This is a genomic window from Rahnella inusitata (assembly GCF_003263515.1).
Lineage (GTDB): Bacteria > Pseudomonadota > Gammaproteobacteria > Enterobacterales > Enterobacteriaceae > Rahnella > Rahnella inusitata.
The window spans coordinates 201,493-220,602 of sequence record NZ_JYDE01000020.1; the positions used below are offsets into that span (position 1 = coordinate 201,493).

Genomic DNA, 19,110 nt, shown 5'->3' on the forward strand with positions numbered 1-19,110 from the left:
GCGCTTATTCCTGATCGTCTTCATGCAGACGACGACGGCTTAACGTACGCAGACCGGTCCACAGCAGAATAGTCGCCAGAATCACCACGATCACTGCCATAAAGGCCAATAAAACCGGATGGGTGGCCAGCGCATTCCAGACGCGCTCCCACCACGGCAGATGCCCGACGTAATAGGTATCGCCGACCCGCAGGCTGCTGGTACCGGAATCACGCACTACCGCCACGGAGCCATAAATCAGCGCGCGCTGTTTGGTATCCTGCAATGACGTGTTCAGCATGTCGAAGCCCTGCTGACCGTTTGCCATCAGGGCCACCACGCTGCGCTGATCGAAATACGGCGACTGCAAACCGACGACAGCAGCAATAGGCCCCTGCGCGGTAATTTGCGCGCTGGCATCGACGCGGGCGTCGCTGGCCGGAGCGGTATTATCCGGCAACGGCGTCTGGCGGATTGGCGTATTGATTGCATCCCGTGCGGCGTTAATCAGCAGGTTGGCTTTCTTGTCATCCCGCATACTGTCATCACGTAAATCGGCAGGCAATGCGCCGATCACCAGCAAATCGGCATCGGTCGTTTTAGCTTTCGCTGCATCTTCCGTAAGGCCGACACCCAGCGCCGGATAACCGGTCAGCGCGCCGATATTCCCCATTGCATTCAGCAACGTGGTCAGCTGCACCGGCTGCGGCTGTGGCTGAACGACTACCAGCGTCTGAGACAAATCCGCCATCCGGCTGAACGGGAAACCGGCGTTGGCAAATGCCCGCAGATCCGGCATCGCCATGAAGTGACGGTAACCGGAGAAATCAATGGTCGAGCTGTCGTCGATCACCACATGATTGGGCACTGTCGTATAGGTTTCGCAGCGACCTTCCGTTCCGCTCGCCAGCAGCGAGGTGTAATCAAAATCAAAACGCATCTGGTTTACCGCGCCGAGTTTCAGCGCCGGAATATTCAGGTCTTTGCTGCCATCGAGCAGCCCCTGCAACAGCGACAGATGCAACAATTGTGAATCTTCATCGTGACCGGTTTTGAGGGTCAGATCCTGCATAAACTGGTTATTCAGGCTGATGCTCAACCGCGAGGTGTTTTTCAGCTGCGGCGAGGTGTAGCGGTACTTAAGCCGCATATCAATGCCTGAACTGCTGATGAGGAACAGATCCGGCGGCAAATTAATATTCAGGGTGATCGGGTTCGGCTGAATTCCGTCCGACTGTAACTGTTCGGCGTACTGTTTCAATTCCCCGAAATTCATCGGGCGGTCGGTACGCACCCAGTTTGGCGCATCGTAAGGCTGACGAGCCTGAATCTGTTCGACTTTATCCACGCCCACGGTCTGCCCGCGGAACAGGATATTCCCCTGCGCAATCCCTTTCACGGCGGTCAGCAAATCCTGATCGTCGCGACCGAGAACCAGCAGCATTTTAACGTACGGATTATCCGGATGACTCATCATCTCCACTACCGGTCCTTTCACCGGCGGCAGATCTTTGAGGAAATCCGGGCGCTTATCGTTGGTGGCGAAAATCACCCCGTGGCTGTCCGGCAACTGGTTATAAAGCGCAGGGAACGACTGACCGCGCCACTGCGCTTTGGTGCCGAACCATGAGGCCAGAATGGCCGCCGCCTGTTGTTGCGTGGCATCAGGGGACGCCGCAAAGACCATCGGCAGATCCAGCGGACGGCTGTCACGCGCATCGAAGAACGGCACCGGGAAATGCGCCAGATCGTTACTCAGCGGCAGCTTCTGGTATTGCAGGCTGAGCGAACTGCCCTTGCCGAGCTCCAGCCACAGCGTGCTGTTGGCCGGGTTCTCACAGACGTTTTGATAATGGCCGATGAACTCCAGACGGATGCGGTTGAAGTCGGTGACGTAGCGCGGATCAATCGTCATTTGCAGGTGGTTTTTCTTACCAAGCTGGTCTTTATCGATGACTTCCACGCCCATCAGCTGGTCGTTGAGATACACCTTGAGGTGCGACTGTACCGGGATAAGCGACGGCGACGGCGTGAATTCCAGATTCAGCGTGGCCTGCGTCACCACTTCATCACTGCGCACACCGAACTCAATCTGCCCGTTGGGCTGAATGCCGCGCAAGGTAATCGCGCCTGGCGTCGGCGCCACATCGGCAAACGGCAGCGTCAGGCTGCGCACCGGTGCGCCGGGGATAATCATCGGATTGACCGCAGGCGCAACCATCGGCAACGCTACCTGAGGTGCGCTTGTGTCCGCCTGAGGTGCGATGGCCGCAGCCTGCTCACTGAACGCGGGCGCCACAGAACCCAAAGCCAGCGTCATCAGCGCGGAGGCCACTAAAGTCGTCAAAGGAAGTCTTTTCATTATTTTGTCATCATCAGGGTTGATTCATCAGGCTGAACGGACAGCGGCGGATTACGTGGGGCGAAAGACAATAGCCAGCTGCCAACTGACTGGGTTTTGGCGGCCAGCGGACGGTAGCGTTGCGGGGCGATATCCAGCATGCGCAAATAACCGCGAATACCCAGCCCCAGCACTTCGCGCAGACTTTCCATTGGCTTGTCTTCCGGGAAACTGTCCTCACGCAATACCCAGCTGTCTGCCCGGGCAAACGTACATTGAATGAAATCGATGTGTTGTTGTGTGGTTAACGGTTGCAACTGCATGCCCATGCTTTTGCCAAACACGCGGCTGACCTGAACCGGGAAAGCATATTCCTGTAAACCACGATGCAGAATTAAAGTGACGTTGTCACCGGCATTAAAATAGCTGGCACTGTCGGTTTCCAGCCCGACGCCGTTGTCGGAGTAGTCCTGAACGGTACACACATACAGGTGGCCGTCCGGGCGCAGTAAGGATGCGGGCATTTTGGCTTCGACGCGGTGGGCCTGACGCACCTGCTTGGACTCAAACGCCACAGCAATCGCGCCGCCCAGAATAATCATGTTGTAAATCACCCACGCCATGCTCACCAGCACAGTCAGCACTTCATCTGCCTGGCCGTAAATCATGCGATAAATACCGAAGAACAGCCCGGCCAGATTGAGAAGCATCAGCACCTGATAAGGCCGGCTGATTTTCCAGTCCACGTAAGCATGCTTATTCAGCCCCCCTTTGGCGGTGACGTTAAAGGTACCGGCATGAGGATTAAACAGCGCCACGGTCGTCGGCCTGGCGATATACCAGGCCAGCACCGTTTCATAAATTTCATTCCAGAAGGAGTGACGGTATTTCCCCTGCACGCGGGAGTTCGTCAGGCTGGCGTGGATCATATGCGGCAGCACGTACAGCGCGATAGCAAAGGCCGGCGCGTATATCACGTAGGCATGCATCAGCAGAAACGCCAGCGGCGCGGTGAGGAAGATAAGACGAGGAATACCGGCCAAAAAGTGCATCATGGCGTTGGCATAACACAGCCGCTGCGCCAGTTTCAGCCCCTTACCAAACAGCGGATTATCCAGACGGAAGATCTGCACCATACCGCGCGCCCAGCGGATCCGCTGACTGACGTGCGCCGCCAGGCTTTCTGTCGCCAACCCGGCCGCCTGTGGAATGCGGATATACGCCGAACTGTAACCGTGGCGATGCATTCGCAGCGAGGTGTGCGCATCCTCGGTCACCGTTTCTACCGCAATGCCGCCGATCTCATTGAGCACATCGCGACGCAGCATGGCACAGGAACCGCAAAAGAAGCTGGCGTCCCAAAGATCGTTGCCGTCCTGCACCAGTCCGTAAAACAGCTCACCTTCATTGGGCGTGCGACGCATGCGCCCGAGGTTACGTTCAAACGGATCCGGCGAGAAGAAGTGATGCGGCGTCTGCAACATGCTGAGTTTTTTGTCTTTGAAGAACCAGCCGACGGTCAGTTGCAGGAAAGAACGGGTCGGCACGTGGTCGCAGTCAAAAATCGCCACCAGCTCACCCTTCGCCTGTTTCAGGGCATGATTGATATTCCCCGCTTTGGCATGCTCGTGGGTTTCGCGGGCGATGTATTTAATTCCAATCTCATGGGCGAAATCGGCAAACTCCTGCCGGTTGCCGTCATCAAGCAGATAAATTGTCAGCTTGTCCCGAGGCCAGTCCAACCCCAGTGCGGCATACAGCGTCGGTTTCACTACGCTGAGATCTTCGTTATAAGTGGGGATCATCAGGTCAACGGTGGGCCACGTCGACACATCCACCGGCATCGGCACAGGTTTACGGTTCAGCGGCCAGATGGTCTGGATGTAACCGAGCACCAGCACCGTCCATGAATAGGTTTCAGCGAACAACAGCAACAAGCCGCAGGTCAGGCTCAGAGGATCGTCCCAGTTGAGGGTCGAGGTATAGCGCCACCACAGATAGCGGCAGGAAATGGTCAGCGACAAAACGATCATCATCAGCGCCGGAAAACGGCCGGGAATGCGGCGGATAAGCATCGCGATGCTCCACAGCAACACCACAAAAACAAACTGCGCCGTGTAGCCGAACGGCTGTGAAATACAAAACATCGCCAGAACCAGCGCCACAATACCGGCCAGCAGCATCAGCACTCGTTTCACTGCGCGATTGAGCGTACTCAGACGGCGGATGACGCGAGCCTCCAGCGGATTCTGCTCCACTTTAACCGGCAGCGCTTCCAGCCAGCCATAGACTTTGTCACGCAACTGCTGCGGCCAGCGCACGTAGGTAAAACGTTCACGCACACCGTTGGAAGGAAGGATGATCAGCAGCCACAGGCTTTGCAGCATATAGCGCAACGGGTCAGCGAACTTCGGGTGTTCGGCAGAAATCTGCGGATACCAGCGCGTGCGTTGTGAATTCACGCGCTGCCATGACGGAGATTCAAAACGCAAGAATAACCAGCCCACAGCAACGCAAAACACCATGACGGCGGCAGCGCTGCGTGATGCGTGATGGCTGCGGTACTGACGATAACGCGCCTGCAATCCTGATATCACCGGTGGCAACAGCAACAGGTTCAGCAGGCGGCTCATACTCTGGCGCTCCGCGGATCGTTTTTGCTGCGCAAATGCAGTAAGCACCAGTTCGCCAGCGTATTTAATTCGCGGCTGATTTTGCTGTTCGCATTCCACTCGCCCACTGGTTGTTTGGCCGCAAGGGATTCGGCCATCGCTTCGTCACGGTGCAAAATCGTCGGAATCAGTGGCGCGAGTGTCTCCTGCCACAACAGCAAAATATCCTGTTGTAACTGGCTTGAGGTGATGAACTGATTGACCAGATAGCGGCCATTTTTTGGCAGCGGCTGCTGGTGCAAACGGACGTGCGACTGCGTGTCCGCGTGCAGCAAAATCAGCGCACTGTCAGCCACCGATTGTGCGGGGAGTGGATCCGCAGACGGTGAGTCGATGAGGATCCAATCATACACACCGGTATTCTTAAGCTGTGTGATGGCCCGTGACCAGTCGAAATCAGCCACCCGATCGCCTGAAGGCGAAACGTGACCGTAAGGCAAAAAATCAAGATGGGAGTGATAACGCATGGCCGCGGCGTGCCATGGCTCGTCAGCATGATGAGCAGACTGCCACCCGCGCCCCTCGTCAAAGGGCATACCAAAATGCAAACGCAACATATTCTCCGGTGAGAAGTCGATCACCAGAACTTTTTCATTCAACTTCGCAAGAGCCCAGGCCAGTGCGGCGGTGACAGACGTCGTGCCGCTCCCCCCGCGAAAACCCTGTAACGCGATAACTGCCATACTTATTTTTTCTCCGCGTCGGGTGGGGAACGTTCGTCAAATTTTGCCAGCTCTGCGAGCAACGGCCAGCGTGACATCAGCTGCGGAATTTTCTCTTTACGGGCTATATCGACATAATTTAATTCTGATACAGAAAAAAGGTGACTCAGTGCAAAGAAATCATCGTCTTTACCCGGTTCGGATTCGTCTGAGTCTATAATATTGGCGTTCATTCTTTCCCCTTCCTGCATTCACTCAAAAACTCACACCCTTCTCCGGCCAGAATTCAGCGACCCTGTAGGCTTTTTAGTATCAAACATTATTGTGAAGATTTATGATTATTTAATGTAGCAATGATAGAATTTATTATACTCACATTTATCAACGTGTCCCAAGTGGGTTTCCATCGAAAACGAATATAAGCAGATTAACTCTATGGCACTCTCCTTTTCATTGGGCATGAAGCAATTCTGGAATGGATTAGCGGAAATGCAAAATCGGGGTCTTTACTGGGTCAATGCGGACAGTCAGGAGGCCGCGTATCGGTTGTGCGGGCAAGTTATTGAGGCACAGCAAGGCATTGCACGAGTGAATGTTCTTTTTTCGGAACACAATTTAGTTTGCAATGATCCACAAAAAAGACTAGCTGAAGATGATGTTCTTTTAACCTCTTTGAAAGAAACGCCTAAACAGATTGCTTATTATCAGCTGACCAATGGAAAGAAACCCTTTCTGGCATTGCCGGCAGATATTAACCGTTTACGTCATACGCAATCCTCATTGATGATTTTATTGCTCCCCGCCAGTTCATGGCTCACGTTAAACGATAAACAACTTACCCGTTGGGTACGTGAAATCAGCGATACCACTGATAACAAAAACAGCACCTGTCTTATTCTCTGCTATGGCGCGGGTATTAATGCGATTAAAACCCAGCTGCATTTATACCATCGCCAAATATGTGGGTTAGCCGAACTTAAAACAGATGTGGAACCCAATCAGTGGGGCGTGTCGTGGTGGCATGACAATGTGGTGTCAGAAGCCAATACTCTTTACCCGCTGAGCGCGCGCAAAACCGGCTGGGAAATTCTGAAAAACACCCCGGCGTCAGTGGCTGAACAAACCGGTGATGACCAGTGGATGTTACTGGCTGAACGCTCCGTGCTGGAAGGCGCTCCCTCGCTTTCCGAACGCTGGTTTTTGTTTGAGGATAACGCAGCGCTGGCAGAAAGAGCGGCGCATGCCCGTGCCGCAACGGTTATATTTGCCCTGGCCGGAAACGATGAGGTGGAAGTTATGGCGCGGCAGATCCATCGCCTGCGCATGCAGCGCGGTAACGGTTTGAAAATCGTTATTCGCGAAATGAACTCCTCGCTGCGTTATGTCGATCAACGTTTGTTGCAGGCCTGCGGGGCAAACCTGGTGGTTCCACACGCAGCGCGCCTCTCCAACTTTCTGACTTTGCTCGACGATCTGCAAAACCTCAGCTTCACCCGCCATGTTCCGGAAGATATTGAGGTGCTGCTCGACAGCCGTTTACCCACGCACCATAAAGGCTATCTGCCACTGCCGGTATTTTGCAGTGTGATGAAAGATATCTGGACGCACGCCTCTCTCGCCACCGAATCACGCGGGATCCTTATCTCCCTGCGACCGGCCATCGGCATCAGCCCGCAGCAGGCGGTAACACTGTGTTCTTTGCGCCGCGACGGGGATATCCTGACCGTCACGGAAAAACATCTTTATCTGTTCCTGTCCAATTGCCTGGTCAGTGATGTCGACAGCGTGCTGGCATTTCTCTTCAATCTGCCGGTTAAAGACGTTTTTACCAGCCAGACCTTCTGGAGTCAGGAACTGGATATCCAGTCCGAGGTCCGCCGTCTGGTTGCCAAACCGCCAATGCCGCAGCCGGTTCTGCCAGCCGAAGCTTATACCGCTCACAAAATCGAACCGCTGAAACGCGCCCCGGTGCATCAGCCCGTTCCCATTACGCTGGCCATCAGTGATGCGCCCGTGATAAAGACACCGGAACTCTGACATGAATATCAGCGACATCATTGAGATTTTTATCCTGGCGGCGATCCTTTTTATCCCGCTGGGTTATGCGCTGCGCAGCCGTGTGCCGCGCTGGAAGAACCAGCTGGCTGCACGTTTTTTCAAACCGCGCTATTTAACACCCATCACCATCAGCATGGTCAATAAGCACCGCCAGCGCGCCGCGCAGGCAGAAGCGTCTCCTGCTACAGGGAAATCCAAAACGTCACTATGAAAGCATCACAACCTTCTGCACCGCGTTTGCGGGTCTGGCAATCCTGGCGCGGCCTCGGCGCCTGGAACTACTATTTTTTGCTCAAATTTGTACTGCTTTGGCAGGGTTATCTGAATTTTGATGCGCTAAGTAACCTGATTTTCGCCGCCGTGCTGTTATTCCCGCTGCCTTCCTTACGAGTGCACCGCTGGCGTCAGTGGATTGCCCTGCCATTCGGGCTGGCATTGTTGTATCACGACACCTGGCTGCCGGGCTGGCGCTCGATTGTCAGTCAGGGCGCGGACGTTACCGGTTTCAGTATGGGCTATTTGCTGGAGCTGGCTGATCGCTTCATCAACTGGCAGTGGATCGGCGTCGGTTTCGCCCTGCTGGTGGGGTATCTGTTCGTCTCACAGTGGATCCGCCTGACGACCTTCACCGTCGCCGCGCTGCTGTGGGTGAATTTGAGCTTCCTCGTCACCCCGTTTTTCGCATCAAAGCCGGTAACGGCAGCAGTGCAACCGACGGTAACCGCACAGCCCGTTGCCGCGTCCGGCACGGACAATAAAGTCAACGGCCCGCCGACGGATGCCAATCTCAGCGCCTATTTAGAGCAGTTCTACCAGAACGAAAGCCGCCGGACGGTGCGTTTCCCGGACGCCCTGCCTGCTGACGCGCAGCCGTTTGATCTGCTGGTGATAAATATCTGTTCACTGGCCTGGGCGGATCTGGACGCGGTTAATCTTTCCACTTCTCCGCTGTGGTCGCGTTTTGATTATGTGTTCAGCAATTTCAACTCGGCGACCGCCTACAGTGGCCCGGCGTCCATCCGCCTGCTGCGCGCCAGCTGTGGCCAGCCATCGCATCACAATTTGTATCAGTCCGCCGGACAGCAATGCTATCTGTTCGACGATCTGGCGCGTCTGGGCTTCACTTCCCAGCTGGCAATGGATCACACCGGCGAGTTCGGTAACTACATCGGCAACCTGCGCGACGACGCCGACATGAAATCCCCGCTGATGTCGCAGGCAGGTCTCGGCCATGAGCTGACCTCTTTTGACGGTTCGCCTATCTTCAACGACGGGCAGTTATTCACCCGCTGGCTGGAGAATCAGGAAAAAGCCGGTACCGCGCGCACTGCGACGTTCTTCAACCTGATCCCTTTACATGACGGCAACCGTTACGTCGGCAGCAACAAAAGCGCCGACTACCGCAGCCGTGCCACAACCCTGCTCAACAATCTGAATACCTTTATGGATCAGCTGGAAAAATCAGGCCGTAAAGTGATGCTGGTGGTGGTTCCGGAGCACGGCGCGGCGCTGGTTGGCGATAAAATGCAGATTTCCGGCCTGCGCGATATCCCAAGCCCTGGCATCACGCACATCCCGGTCGGCGTGAAATTCTTTGGCATGCAGGCGCCGCACAGTGCCTCACCGATGAAGATCGACGCGCCAAGCAGCTATCTGGCCATCGCCGAAATGGTGTCCCGCGCCGTGGACGGCAAAGTCTTTACCAGCCCGTCAATGGACTGGAAAACCTTCAGCGCCAACCTGCCGCAGACACCACTGGTTTCAGAAAATGAAAACGCCGTGGTGATGGAATATCAGGGGAAAGTCTACATCCGGTTGAATGGCGGAGGCTGGGTACCGTATCCGAGTTGATTGTGCGGGATGGCGCTGCACAATCGCCGTAATGAGCACAGTGGTGAGGAAAGCCCGGTCAGACGACCGAGCTTTGTACTTTAGGAGGTAACATTACTTAACCTTACGGGCGTTGTCTGCTTTCCATTCCTCGTATGTCGCTTCAAGGATCCACAGACAGGTTGCTCCTTTGTCTGTTTCCAGCAGGGCCAGACGGGTTCGTTGGTAATAATCTTCAACCATAGTGTCACTGGTGTATAGCTCAACGGGAACGCCACAGACGATGTCGGTCCCAATCATATGGGGCCATGTTTTTGCGTCGATGGTGCCGAGTGCGTCCAGAACGCCCGTGGTGTTCTTTGGCAACGCCTTAGAAAGTGCATCTTCGAGACCAGCGGCCTGCTTAACGTCCGCCGTGGCCGCAAGTTCCGGGACCTTCGCAAGCCAGGCTTTTTCGCCCGACTCGACGCCCTTCAGGGTGGCTGGCCAGTCTGCAAGATTTCCACCCGCCCAGACCAGACATGGGAACAGGCTCAGAAGTAGGAGCCGCCTCATCGCACGACCTCAACCGTCCTCAGCTCCACCACTTCCAGGTGGTTCCGCTTTTCCCCGTACTGAGATTTGACGTCGTACATGATCGGCCCCACGCTGACAACCGTCACGCCTTCCATTACGGCGCTGAAATATTCAGTTTCCTGACCGGCGTCATTGATTCGATAAAACTTCACTTCTGCTGATTGGAGCTTCTGCCCGGAGGTCACAGCCTTGTACAGATAGGGACTGGAAGCGTCGATCTCCTTGTCAAAACTGTAGGGGGAATGTTCGCGGGTGGCGGTGGGTTTGCCTGTTGCGTTGTCTGTGGGGAGAGTGACGCCGTGATTCAGGCCGAGGATCTCGATACTGCCTTCACGGCCCGCAACGTCGACAGAGCCGCGAATATCCGCGCCGCTGTCGTCTTTGAGCCATAGATAAGCTGGAATAGCCATAGTTTTAAACTCCATTTTAAAGAGAGAGCCAGCGCGAAACATGCTGGCTAACCTGCCGCTTTCGCAGTGGAATTAAATTATGCCTAAGTCAAATTGGCGTCAATTTTTGTACAGCCTGAAAATTCGGTAACGGGGAGGTTATTGATTTAAATAAACAAAGGCCGGAATAATCCGGCCTTTGTTGTATAAAATTTTGACTAAACGTTATTTCGATAAAACCTAAACAATCGAGTTAAAGGTCAATAACGGCTAAAAACTGATTTGCGCCCGGCCCTGCGGGCGCATTTGTCTTCTCACCGCTACAAATCGGACAAGACCTGCCGCAGGTTGATTTCTCCCGCATCCGCATCATCAAGGTCTAACACACCTTCCAGATCGTCGAGATGCTCCTGCATGATTTCCGCCGCCTGCACGGTGTCTCCCGCTTCCAGCGCGTTGATGATCGCTTCGTGTTCATCGCACTGGCAGGAAGGCACTTCGTTACGCTGATAAAGCGCCACGATAAGCGAACTGCGCACCATCAGATTCGACAGGATTTCACTCAGCACGCTATTGCCACAAATCTCACCGAGGATCAGATGAAACTCGCTGAGCTCACGCACGATGGCGCGGCGGTCTTCTGAAGCGGTGGCAACACGTTCGTTACGCATATGACTACTGATCCGCTGACGATGAGTGCGCATGACGTCCGGTGTAATGCTCTCAACAATTGCCCGCTCGATGGCGCGGCGGGCGATAAACACTTCACGGGCTTCTTTTGCGGTAGGCTGAGACACCATCGCGCCGCGGTTGGGTTCGATGGTCACAATGCGCTGCATGGCCAGACGCTGAAGCGCCACCTGAACGTGGTTGCGATTTGCCCCCAGCGCGTCAACCAGCTGAGACTCCACCAGACGTGTTCCGGGGCGCAGCCTTTGCTGAGCGATGGCTTTCGATAAAATTTCGGCGATTCGCTGAACTTCCAGCTGTTTAGCAGTGGTGGTGTTAGTGCTCATGGAATGCGATATAACCTCTTATGCCGGTCTTTACATCAACGCTTTATTTGCGCCTAAATTAGCACTCTTTAGGGAGGATTTCAGTCGTAAATCATGCACAGGATTGTTACAAAGCCCGCACATATCTCTCACCAAACTTATCGTTGAGACATATCAAAACACTGCCTCCCCGATTTTCCGGGAAGACAGTGTCAGAACGGAGGGAAATGAATACGAGAGTTAAAGGGTGACTGCATCTCTGACCGGCGTATCTCCGCCGCGTAACTCCCACTGTTTGCCGGTGCTTGACGGCGTTTGCAGTACGGCGACCACCACCAGCGCCACATCCTCACGGGTCACTTCGCCTCTGCCGGCATGTTCGTTTAAGGTGACAAGCCCGGTGGCGGCATCATCGGTTAACGGCCCAGGACGGATGATCGTCCAGTCCAGCCCGCTTTTGCGCAGTTCGATATCGGCATCGCGTTTGGCTTCAACATAGGCTTTCCAGACCGGGTCGGTATCCGGCTTTAGCGGGTCATCCACACCTATCGCTGAAATCTGCACATAACGGCGTATCCCTGCCAACTGCGCAGCCTGCGCCAGAAGGACAGAGCCCGCGTAATCGACGGTATGTTTGCGTTCAGCTGTAGAACCGCCTCCGGCGCCGGCGGCAAACACAACGGCATCCGCGCCTTTGAGCCCGTTCGCCAGTTCTTGCGCGCTGGCATTTTCGATATCTACAAGCACAGGGTCTGCACCCAGCGCTTCCATCTGCGATAACTGTTCAGGTTTACGCACGATGCCGATTGCTTCCAGCCCCTGCGCCCGCAAATGTTTAATGATCAGTTTGCCTATCTGACCGTGTGCTCCCACGATTGCAACTTTAGTCATTACGCCTCCTGACGTTTTTCATTCCAGTTTATTTCCCTTTAACTGTAGCACATCGAATTTCACGCTTTGTAAGCGAGCGGAGCCGCCACTGTGACTTCTTTCGCCGGTGCTTTGGCACTTTGGAGTTTAAAAAACGCCATTGATTTGCGCGTGCGCCCCATAGGCTGCAATAAACTCCCCGGCGATCGCCACGGCGATTTCTGCCGGAAGTTTGCCACGCACGTCAGGCAACCCAATCGGACAACGCATGCGGATCAGTTGCTCTGCTGAAATCCCTTTACCGGATAAACGATAGTCGAAGCGTTTTCGCTTGGTTTCGGAGCCGATCAGGCCGAAGTAGCGAAAATCGCCGCGTTTGAGGATCCGCTCGCTCAGTGCAAAATCCAGCTGATGATCGTGAGTCAGAACCATGAAATAGCTGCCCGCGGGCATCTGCGCCACCGTGCCTTCAGGTTCTTCGTCTACGATGCAGGTAATCTGTGCATCGACCTGCGCGGGGAATTCGCTGGCGCGGGCATCCACCCAGGTGATGCGGCACGGCAGTGTGCTGAGAATATTCACCAGCGCCCTGCCGACGTGGCCTGCGCCGTACACCACCACCTGTGGTTGCGGATGTCCCAGCGGTTCAAGCAGCACCGAAGCCATTCCGCCGCAGCACTGTCCCAGTCGTGCGCCCAGCGAAAAGCGTTCAAAACGGCTGTTCTGTTCGCCCTTTTGCAGCATCTCGCGGGCAATCGCCGTGACCTGAAATTCCAGATTGCCGCCGCCCAGCGTGTAAAAAAGCTGGTCAGCGGTGATCAGTATTTTGCATCCCGCATCCCGCGGCGTCGAACCCTGCTGATCGACCAGCGTTGCTACTACGCAGGGTTCGCCACGGGTTTGCAGATCGTGTAAACGGGTCACCCAGTCATCAGTACGCATGAGAACCTCCGTTAGCTGACCATTTTATCAACGATATTCGTGACAACGTCACCTGAGAATCGCAGCTGATTCACCCCGCTGAGCACCCGTTCAGGCGTGGCGGGCGCATCGATGTGCGGGTGGACGCGATAATCGGCAAGACTGGCCACTGCGTCTTTGATCGCACACCAGACCGAAACGCCGAGCATAAACGGCGGTTCCCCGACGGCTTTGGAATGGAACACCGTGTCTTCCGGGTTCTTGCGGTTCTCCACCAGCTTCACGCGCAGATCCTGCGGAATGTCACCGATTGCCGGAATTTTGTAAGCCGCCGGACCGCTGGTCATCAGCCGCCCTTTATCATTCCACACCAGTTCTTCGGTGGTCAGCCAGCCCATGCCTTGCACGAATCCGCCCTCAACCTGCCCGATATCAATGGCCGGATTCAGCGAATCTCCGACATCGTGCAGGATATCGGCACGCAGCAGTTTGTATTCACCGGTCAGCGTATCCACCAGGACTTCGGCGCAGGCCGCCCCGTAGGAGAAGTAATAGAACGGATGCCCGGCCGCTTTGTTGCGATCGTAGAAAATTTTCGGCGTTTTGTAATAGCCGGTGCTGGAAAGCGGCACCTGATTGAGCCAGCACTGAGTGGCGACCTGCTCAAAACTGAAATACAGATCTTTCACTCTTACCTGGCCGTTGCTGAATTTCACGTCAGTTTCAGCCGCATCGTGGACGCGCATCAGCATCTCCACCATCCGCCCTTTGATGATTTCAGCAGCATTTTGCGCGGCTTTGCCGTTGAGATCGGCACCCGATGACGCGGCGGTCGGCGAGGTATTCGGCACTTTGCCGGTGTCGGTGGCGGTTATCTGGATACGGCTGATATCCACCTGAAAGACCTCGGCGACAACCTGTGCCACTTTGGTATTCAGCCCCTGACCCATTTCGGTGCCGCCGTGGTTGAGCTGGATACTGCCGTCGGTGTAGACCAGCACCAGCGCCCCGGCCTGGTTAAGAAAGCTGGCGGTGAATGAGATGCCGAATTTCACCGGCGTCAGCGCCAGACCTTTCTTCAGATACGGATTTACACGATTAAATTCAGTGACAGCGTCACGTCTGGCGGCGTATTCCGCACTCTCTTCCAGCTGCTGCGTCATTTCCTGCAACAGGTTTTGCCCGATGGGCTGATGATAATGTGTGACGTTGCGGGTTTCCTGTCCGTAGTAGTTGTTCTTGCGTACTGTCAGCGGATCTAACGCCAGCTCGCGGGCAATGTGATCGACGATATGCTCGATCGCCACAATCCCCTGTGGGCCGCCAAATCCGCGGTAAGCGGTGTTCGACGCCATATTGGTTTTACAGCGATAGCCGGTGATCAGCGCATCGCCCAGGTAATAGGCGTTGTCGGAATGGAACATAGCGCGATCGACGATAGAACCGGACAAATCCAGCGAATAGCCACAGTTGGCGGCCAGTTTGATGTCGATGCCGTGGATCACGCCGTCGTCATCAAAACCCACATCGTAGCTGACGTGAAACGGATGGCGTTTACCGGTGATCAGCATGTCGTCCTGCCGCGCCAGCCGCATTTTCGCCGGACGTCCGGTGAGATGTGCCGCCAGCGCTGCCAGACAGGCCGTGCCCGCCGCCTGGGTTTCTTTACCGCCAAACCCACCGCCCATGCGGCGCATATCCACCACCACTTTGTGCATGGGCAAACCCAGCACCGACGCGACCAGCTTTTGCACTTCGGTCGGGTGCTGCGTCGAGCTGTACACCAGCATCGATCCGTCTTCACCAGGCATCACCGAGGCAATCTGCGTTTCCAGATAAAAGTGCTCCTGACCACCGATTTCCAGCTCGCCCTGCAAACGATGTTTCGCTGAGGCCAGCGCCATCTGCGCGTCGCCGCGTTTATGCTGATGGGGTTCCTCGACGTAATGTTCAAGCGACAGCGCCTGTTTAATGGTCAGCACAGCATCACGCACCTGATACTCCACTTTCGCCAGCGCGACGGCGGCGCGGGCAGCCTCCATCGACGTGGCAGCAACCACCAGCACTATCTGCCCCACGTACTCCACGCGGCCCAGAGCCATCAGCGGATCGCCATGGGTCAGAGGTGCGATATCCAGATTGCCCGGCACATCTTCTGCCGTCATCACCCGCACCACGCCGGGCACGGCATAACAAGGTTCGGTATCGATATGCACAATATCGGCGTGTGCATGCGGGCTGAGCAGCGGCACAAGATGTAACTGATTGGGAAATTCCAGACGATCATCCACGTATACGGCCTCGCCGCTGACGTGTTTATCGGCGCTTTCGTGACGCTGACTTTTTCCGACACCGCTTTGTAAACCGGCGCGGAACAGCGCTTCCATCTGCTGTTGCGAAAGTTCAGGTTTGGATTCAGACATAGTGAGTTACCCGCATCAGCGTTTCAGGAGAGGTCATTTCGATGTGACAGCGGCGCAGCAGATTTTTTGCCACCTGTATGCGGTATTCGCGGCTGGCACGAAAATCGCTGATCGGCGTGAAATCCCGTTCCAGCGCCTGACACGCACGCTCAATTGTCGCGGTCTGCCACGGCTGACCGAGCAGTTGTGCCTCACAGCCGGACGCGCGCTTAGCCACTTCCGCCATTCCGCCAAAAGCGATACGGGCATGGATGACCACGCCGTTTTGCACTTCGATGTGCAGCGCGGCGCACACCGCTGAAATATCGTCTTCAAGCCGTTTCGAGACTTTATACACCCGCAGCTGACGCGCCGCTGAGGTCGCACGCGGAATGCGGATTTGCTCGATAAACTCACCAGGCTGCAATGCCGTTTTGCGGTAACCGAGGAAAAACTGATCCAGCGGCAATTCGCGTTGCTGCGAGCCAAGCCGCAGCAGCAGCGTAGCACCCAGTGCCAGCAAGACCGGGCCGCCGTCACCGACAGGAGACGCATTGGCAATATTTCCACCGAATGTGCCCTGATTGCGGATCTGCTCCGATGCAAAGCGTTCGAGCAGATGGCCGAATTCGGGAAACTCTTCGCGCAGCACCGGCAAACACTGGCTGAGGGGGGCCGCTGCGCCAATATGAATAGCCTGACCGGTCAGCGTAATCTCTTTGAGGGCATCGATATGGCTGAGGGAAATCAGTTTCGGCAGCCGCTGGAAGCGTTGTGTGACCTCCAGCGCCAGGTCGGTGCCGCCAGCCACCAGACGCGCATCCGGCTCTGCGCAAAATAACTGCGCCAGCTGTTCGATATCAGTCGGTTCTTCACTGGCAGACATCGCGCGCAGTTTTTGCAGCGTATTCAGCGCATCCGCATCAAACTGATCGGCCTGCGGCTGCTGGCAGATGTCTTTCGCCGCCGCCATGATCGGGCGATAGCCGGTGCAGCGACAAAGATTGCCGGAAAGCGCCTGCTGCGTGTGTTCAACATCAAATACCGGGCGTTGATTTTCCAGCGCAACTTTTTTTTCTAAAGCGAACAACGACATGACAAAACCCGGCGTGCAAAAACCGCACTGCGAGGCGTGATTTTCCACCATCGCCTGCTGGACGTGATGCAGTTCGCCGCGATGTTTCAAATCTTCCACGGTGATCAGCTGTTTTCCATGGACCGCAGGCATAAACGTCAGGCAGGCGTTGACCGTGCGGTAGTTGAGCGCATCGCCTTGCGGTTCAGCAAGCACTACCGTGCACGCGCCGCAATCACCGGATGCACAACCTTCCTTGGTGCCGCAGCGACCGGCGTTCTGCCGCAGGTACTGCAATACCGTGGTATCGGCCGGAAGACTGTTTTCGGTGTGGATCCTGCCGTTCATTAAAAATTGGATCATGCGCCTTCTCCCTTTTTACAGCCGTTCAAAATCAGCGTGGTGACTTCTGCAATGATGTGCTCGCGCGCTGCGTTATCGCCTTCAAAATCTCCGTACATATGCTTCACCTGCACCGCAAAATCCGCGTAATACTGCGTCACCGCCCAGATGTGCATGATGAACAGTCGCGCATCCAGCGGACGGATTTTCTGCTGGGCGATCCATCCCTGGATCAGGTTTTCCTTGCCGGTAATGTTTGCCGTCGCCTGCGGCCAGTATTTGTGCAAATAGTGCCCGCCGCCCAGCACCTCGCTGGTGAAAATGCGCGAAAGCTCAGGCTGGTCAAAGGAGAAGTTCAGCTTGTTGCGGATATACCGGCTAAGCACCGCGTCCGGTTCGCTGAGTGTCGGGTCGAACTGGATGATGTCACCCCAGACTTTCAGCACCTTTTGCAGCAGCTCTTCGTACAATTCCTCTTTACCGGCGATGTAATAATGCAGCTGAGCTTTTTTAAGCCCGGCCCGCCGGGCGATGGCCTGCGTGGTCGCCCCCTGAAAGCCCTTTTCACTGAATTCCGCAATCGCTGCCGCGTGAATATTTTCCAGCGTACGCTCGCGTGCCAGGCGGATTTTGCCGCCCGATTCGTTATTCATCATGAACGTTCCCTCGCGTAGGCCAGTTCGCCGTCGATATAGGTGCAGAACACGTTGCGGTCGTCACCAAGGGTCATCAGCACAAACAATTTTTCGGCCAGCGTTTCGCTGTTAGCGGCGCGCAGTTTTTGCAGTGCGCTGACGCCCGGCTCGAGCACCACGAAATCCGCCTCTTTACCGGCGTTGAAATTCCCGATTTTGTCATCGAGGTGCAGCGCCCGCGCGCCGCCGAGCGTGGCGTGATAAAACGCTTCAAAGGCGGATAAGCGATAACGTTGCAGTTGCCCGACCTTATAAGCTTCCGACAGCGTTTCCAGCATGTTGAAGGTGGTGCCTGCGCCGACGTCAGTGCCCATACCGACGCGGATCTGTTTCTCCCAGGATTTCTGCAAATTGAACAAGCCGCTGCCAAGAAACAGGTTGGAGGTCGGGCAGAAGGCGATGGTGGAATCGGTGTCGTGCAGGCAATCCCACTCGCTGTCATCCAGATGCAGACAGTGCGCAAACACGCAACGTTCACCGGTAAGGCCGTACTGATGGTAGACATCCAGATAGTGCTGATGCGCCGGGTGCATCTCCTTCACCCAAGACAGCTCTGCGACGTTTTCGCTCAGATGGGTATGCAGATAAACGTCCGGGAATTCCTCTTTCAGCAGGCGGACTTTTTGCAGCAACTCTGGTGAGGATGTCGGCGCAAAGCGCGGCGTCAGCGCGTAACTCAGCCGCTGACGGTTGTGCCAGCGCGCGATGAGCTCACGCGTATCGGCTTCGCTCTGTTCCGGCGTTTCCAGCAGCCCGTCGGGAGCGTTTTTATCCATCATCACTTTGCCCGCCACCAGCCGCATGTTGATGTCGGACGCCTCTTTAAACAGCGCATCGACCGACTGCGGGTGCACGGTGCCGAACACCAGCGCGGTGGTGGTGCCGTTAAGTAATAACTGTTCGATGAAGAATTTCGACATGCGCCTGGCGTAATCCGCGCAGTGATATTGCTGTTCAGTGGGGAACGTATAGCGCTGCAGCCATTCGAGCAATTGCTCGCCGTAAGCACCGATCATTTCGGTTTGCGGATAGTGGATATGGGTATCGACAAAGCCCGGCACGATCAGCTTATCGCGATAATCATCTATTTCCAGACCGGCAGTCTGCCGCGCCTGCGCCAGCTTCCCCTCGCCTTCCCGCCAGTCGCCCAGCCAGACGATATGCCCGCCGCTCAGCAGCATCAGTCCGTCTTCGATATAGCGCACCTGCGCCTCGAGTTCGTGCGGATTTAACACCGGTTCACGGATATCAAAGAAGTTTCCGCGAACCGCGCGGGTGATGATTTGACTCATGGCATAGCCCT

The 19,110-nt window shown here is 55.6% G+C and carries 16 protein-coding genes; 3 read left to right on the plus strand and 13 right to left on the minus strand.

Going from position 1 to position 19,110, the window contains the following annotated elements; translation table 11 throughout:
• Positions 1–4: 4 nt before the first annotated feature.
• Genes bcsB through bcsR form a run of 4 tightly spaced genes read right to left on the minus strand, consistent with a single transcriptional unit; the run spans position 5 to position 5,887 of the window.
• On the minus strand, positions 5–2,341 hold the full coding sequence (gene bcsB / locus TU92_RS13730) for a cellulose biosynthesis cyclic di-GMP-binding regulatory protein BcsB (RefSeq protein WP_112167780.1): 2,337 nt from the start codon (positions 2,339–2,341) through the stop codon (positions 5–7).
• Positions 2,341–4,953: a UDP-forming cellulose synthase catalytic subunit gene (gene bcsA, locus TU92_RS13735; protein WP_112167781.1), complete on the minus strand. Its 2,613-nt coding sequence runs from the start codon at positions 4,951–4,953 to the stop codon at positions 2,341–2,343. The genes bcsB and bcsA overlap by 1 nt, the downstream gene beginning before the upstream one ends.
• Complete coding sequence (gene bcsQ / locus TU92_RS13740; protein ID WP_112167782.1) at positions 4,950–5,675, minus strand: cellulose biosynthesis protein BcsQ; 726 nt, start codon at positions 5,673–5,675, stop codon at positions 4,950–4,952. Before bcsQ ends, bcsA begins: the two co-directional genes overlap by 4 nt.
• A gap of 2 nt (positions 5,676–5,677) precedes the next feature.
• Positions 5,678–5,887: a cellulose biosynthesis protein BcsR gene (gene bcsR, locus TU92_RS13745; RefSeq protein WP_112167783.1), complete on the minus strand. Its 210-nt coding sequence runs from the start codon at positions 5,885–5,887 to the stop codon at positions 5,678–5,680.
• A 202-nt stretch (positions 5,888–6,089) separates the two neighbouring features.
• On the opposite strand from bcsR, the gene bcsE reads away from it, so the two are divergent.
• From bcsE to bcsG, 3 genes are read left to right on the plus strand one after another with little or no spacing between them, the layout of a single operon-like run.
• Positions 6,090–7,691, plus strand: a complete 1,602-nt coding sequence (gene bcsE, locus TU92_RS13750; RefSeq protein ID WP_112167784.1) for a cellulose biosynthesis protein BcsE — start codon at positions 6,090–6,092, stop codon at positions 7,689–7,691.
• Position 7,692: 1 nt separating this feature from the next.
• Positions 7,693–7,923, plus strand: coding sequence for a cellulose biosynthesis protein BcsF (gene bcsF / locus TU92_RS13755; protein ID WP_112167785.1), 231 nt, complete (start codon positions 7,693–7,695; stop codon positions 7,921–7,923).
• On the plus strand, positions 7,920–9,563 hold the full coding sequence (gene bcsG, locus TU92_RS13760; protein ID WP_112167786.1) for a cellulose biosynthesis protein BcsG: 1,644 nt from the start codon (positions 7,920–7,922) through the stop codon (positions 9,561–9,563). The genes bcsF and bcsG overlap by 4 nt, the downstream gene beginning before the upstream one ends.
• 93 nt (positions 9,564–9,656) lie before the next feature.
• On the opposite strand, the gene TU92_RS13765 is transcribed toward bcsG, so the two are convergent.
• From TU92_RS13765 to guaD, 9 genes are all read right to left on the minus strand, one after another.
• On the minus strand, positions 9,657–10,097 hold the full coding sequence (locus TU92_RS13765; RefSeq protein WP_112167787.1) for a hypothetical protein: 441 nt from the start codon (positions 10,095–10,097) through the stop codon (positions 9,657–9,659).
• Positions 10,094–10,528, minus strand: a complete 435-nt coding sequence (gene tssD / locus TU92_RS13770) for a type VI secretion system tube protein TssD (RefSeq protein WP_112167817.1) — start codon at positions 10,526–10,528, stop codon at positions 10,094–10,096. Before tssD ends, TU92_RS13765 begins: the two co-directional genes overlap by 4 nt.
• Positions 10,529–10,827: 299 nt before the next feature.
• Entirely contained in the window at positions 10,828–11,523 is a 696-nt protein-coding gene (locus tag TU92_RS13775; RefSeq protein WP_112167788.1) for a GntR family transcriptional regulator, read from the minus strand.
• Positions 11,524–11,742: 219 nt separating this feature from the next.
• Entirely contained in the window at positions 11,743–12,393 is a 651-nt protein-coding gene (locus tag TU92_RS13780; RefSeq protein WP_112167789.1) for an NAD(P)H-binding protein, read from the minus strand.
• A 126-nt stretch (positions 12,394–12,519) separates the two neighbouring features.
• Positions 12,520–13,314: a xanthine dehydrogenase accessory protein XdhC gene (gene xdhC / locus TU92_RS13785; RefSeq protein ID WP_112167790.1), complete on the minus strand. Its 795-nt coding sequence runs from the start codon at positions 13,312–13,314 to the stop codon at positions 12,520–12,522.
• An 11-nt stretch (positions 13,315–13,325) separates the two neighbouring features.
• Positions 13,326–15,716 (minus strand): xanthine dehydrogenase molybdopterin binding subunit, encoded by a 2,391-nt coding sequence (gene xdhB / locus TU92_RS13790; protein WP_112167791.1) that lies wholly within the window; start codon positions 15,714–15,716, stop codon positions 13,326–13,328.
• Positions 15,709–17,133 (minus strand): xanthine dehydrogenase small subunit, encoded by a 1,425-nt coding sequence (gene xdhA / locus TU92_RS13795; protein ID WP_112167792.1) that lies wholly within the window; start codon positions 17,131–17,133, stop codon positions 15,709–15,711. The genes xdhB and xdhA overlap by 8 nt, the downstream gene beginning before the upstream one ends.
• Positions 17,130–17,768 (minus strand): TetR family transcriptional regulator C-terminal domain-containing protein, encoded by a 639-nt coding sequence (locus tag TU92_RS13800; protein WP_112167793.1) that lies wholly within the window; start codon positions 17,766–17,768, stop codon positions 17,130–17,132. The genes xdhA and TU92_RS13800 overlap by 4 nt, the downstream gene beginning before the upstream one ends.
• Positions 17,765–19,099, minus strand: coding sequence for a guanine deaminase (gene guaD, locus TU92_RS13805; protein WP_112167794.1), 1,335 nt, complete (start codon positions 19,097–19,099; stop codon positions 17,765–17,767). Before guaD ends, TU92_RS13800 begins: the two co-directional genes overlap by 4 nt.
• Positions 19,100–19,110: the final 11 nt, after the last annotated feature.

Excerpts from the sequence above, each read along its gene's own strand:
- TU92_RS13765 (WP_112167787.1), bottom strand. The coding sequence starts at position 10,097 with ATGAGGCGGCTCCTACTTCTGAGCCTGTTCCCATGTCTGGTCTGGGCG.
- bcsR (WP_112167783.1), bottom strand. The coding sequence starts at position 5,887 with ATGAACGCCAATATTATAGACTCAGACGAATCCGAACCGGGTAAAGAC.
- bcsE (WP_112167784.1), top strand. The coding sequence starts at position 6,090 with ATGGCACTCTCCTTTTCATTGGGCATGAAGCAATTCTGGAATGGATTA.
- bcsQ (WP_112167782.1), bottom strand. The coding sequence starts at position 5,675 with ATGGCAGTTATCGCGTTACAGGGTTTTCGCGGGGGGAGCGGCACGACG.
- xdhA (WP_112167792.1), bottom strand. The coding sequence starts at position 17,133 with ATGATCCAATTTTTAATGAACGGCAGGATCCACACCGAAAACAGTCTT.
- guaD (WP_112167794.1), bottom strand. The coding sequence starts at position 19,099 with ATGAGTCAAATCATCACCCGCGCGGTTCGCGGAAACTTCTTTGATATC.
- TU92_RS13780 (WP_112167789.1), bottom strand. The coding sequence starts at position 12,393 with ATGACTAAAGTTGCAATCGTGGGAGCACACGGTCAGATAGGCAAACTG.
- bcsG (WP_112167786.1), top strand. The coding sequence starts at position 7,920 with ATGAAAGCATCACAACCTTCTGCACCGCGTTTGCGGGTCTGGCAATCC.
- bcsB (WP_112167780.1), bottom strand. The coding sequence starts at position 2,341 with ATGAAAAGACTTCCTTTGACGACTTTAGTGGCCTCCGCGCTGATGACG.
- xdhB (WP_112167791.1), bottom strand. The coding sequence starts at position 15,716 with ATGTCTGAATCCAAACCTGAACTTTCGCAACAGCAGATGGAAGCGCTG.
- tssD (WP_112167817.1), bottom strand. The coding sequence starts at position 10,528 with ATGGCTATTCCAGCTTATCTATGGCTCAAAGACGACAGCGGCGCGGAT.
- bcsF (WP_112167785.1), top strand. The coding sequence starts at position 7,693 with ATGAATATCAGCGACATCATTGAGATTTTTATCCTGGCGGCGATCCTT.
- TU92_RS13800 (WP_112167793.1), bottom strand. The coding sequence starts at position 17,768 with ATGATGAATAACGAATCGGGCGGCAAAATCCGCCTGGCACGCGAGCGT.
- bcsA (WP_112167781.1), bottom strand. The coding sequence starts at position 4,953 with ATGAGCCGCCTGCTGAACCTGTTGCTGTTGCCACCGGTGATATCAGGA.
- TU92_RS13775 (WP_112167788.1), bottom strand. The coding sequence starts at position 11,523 with ATGAGCACTAACACCACCACTGCTAAACAGCTGGAAGTTCAGCGAATC.
- xdhC (WP_112167790.1), bottom strand. The coding sequence starts at position 13,314 with ATGCGTACTGATGACTGGGTGACCCGTTTACACGATCTGCAAACCCGT.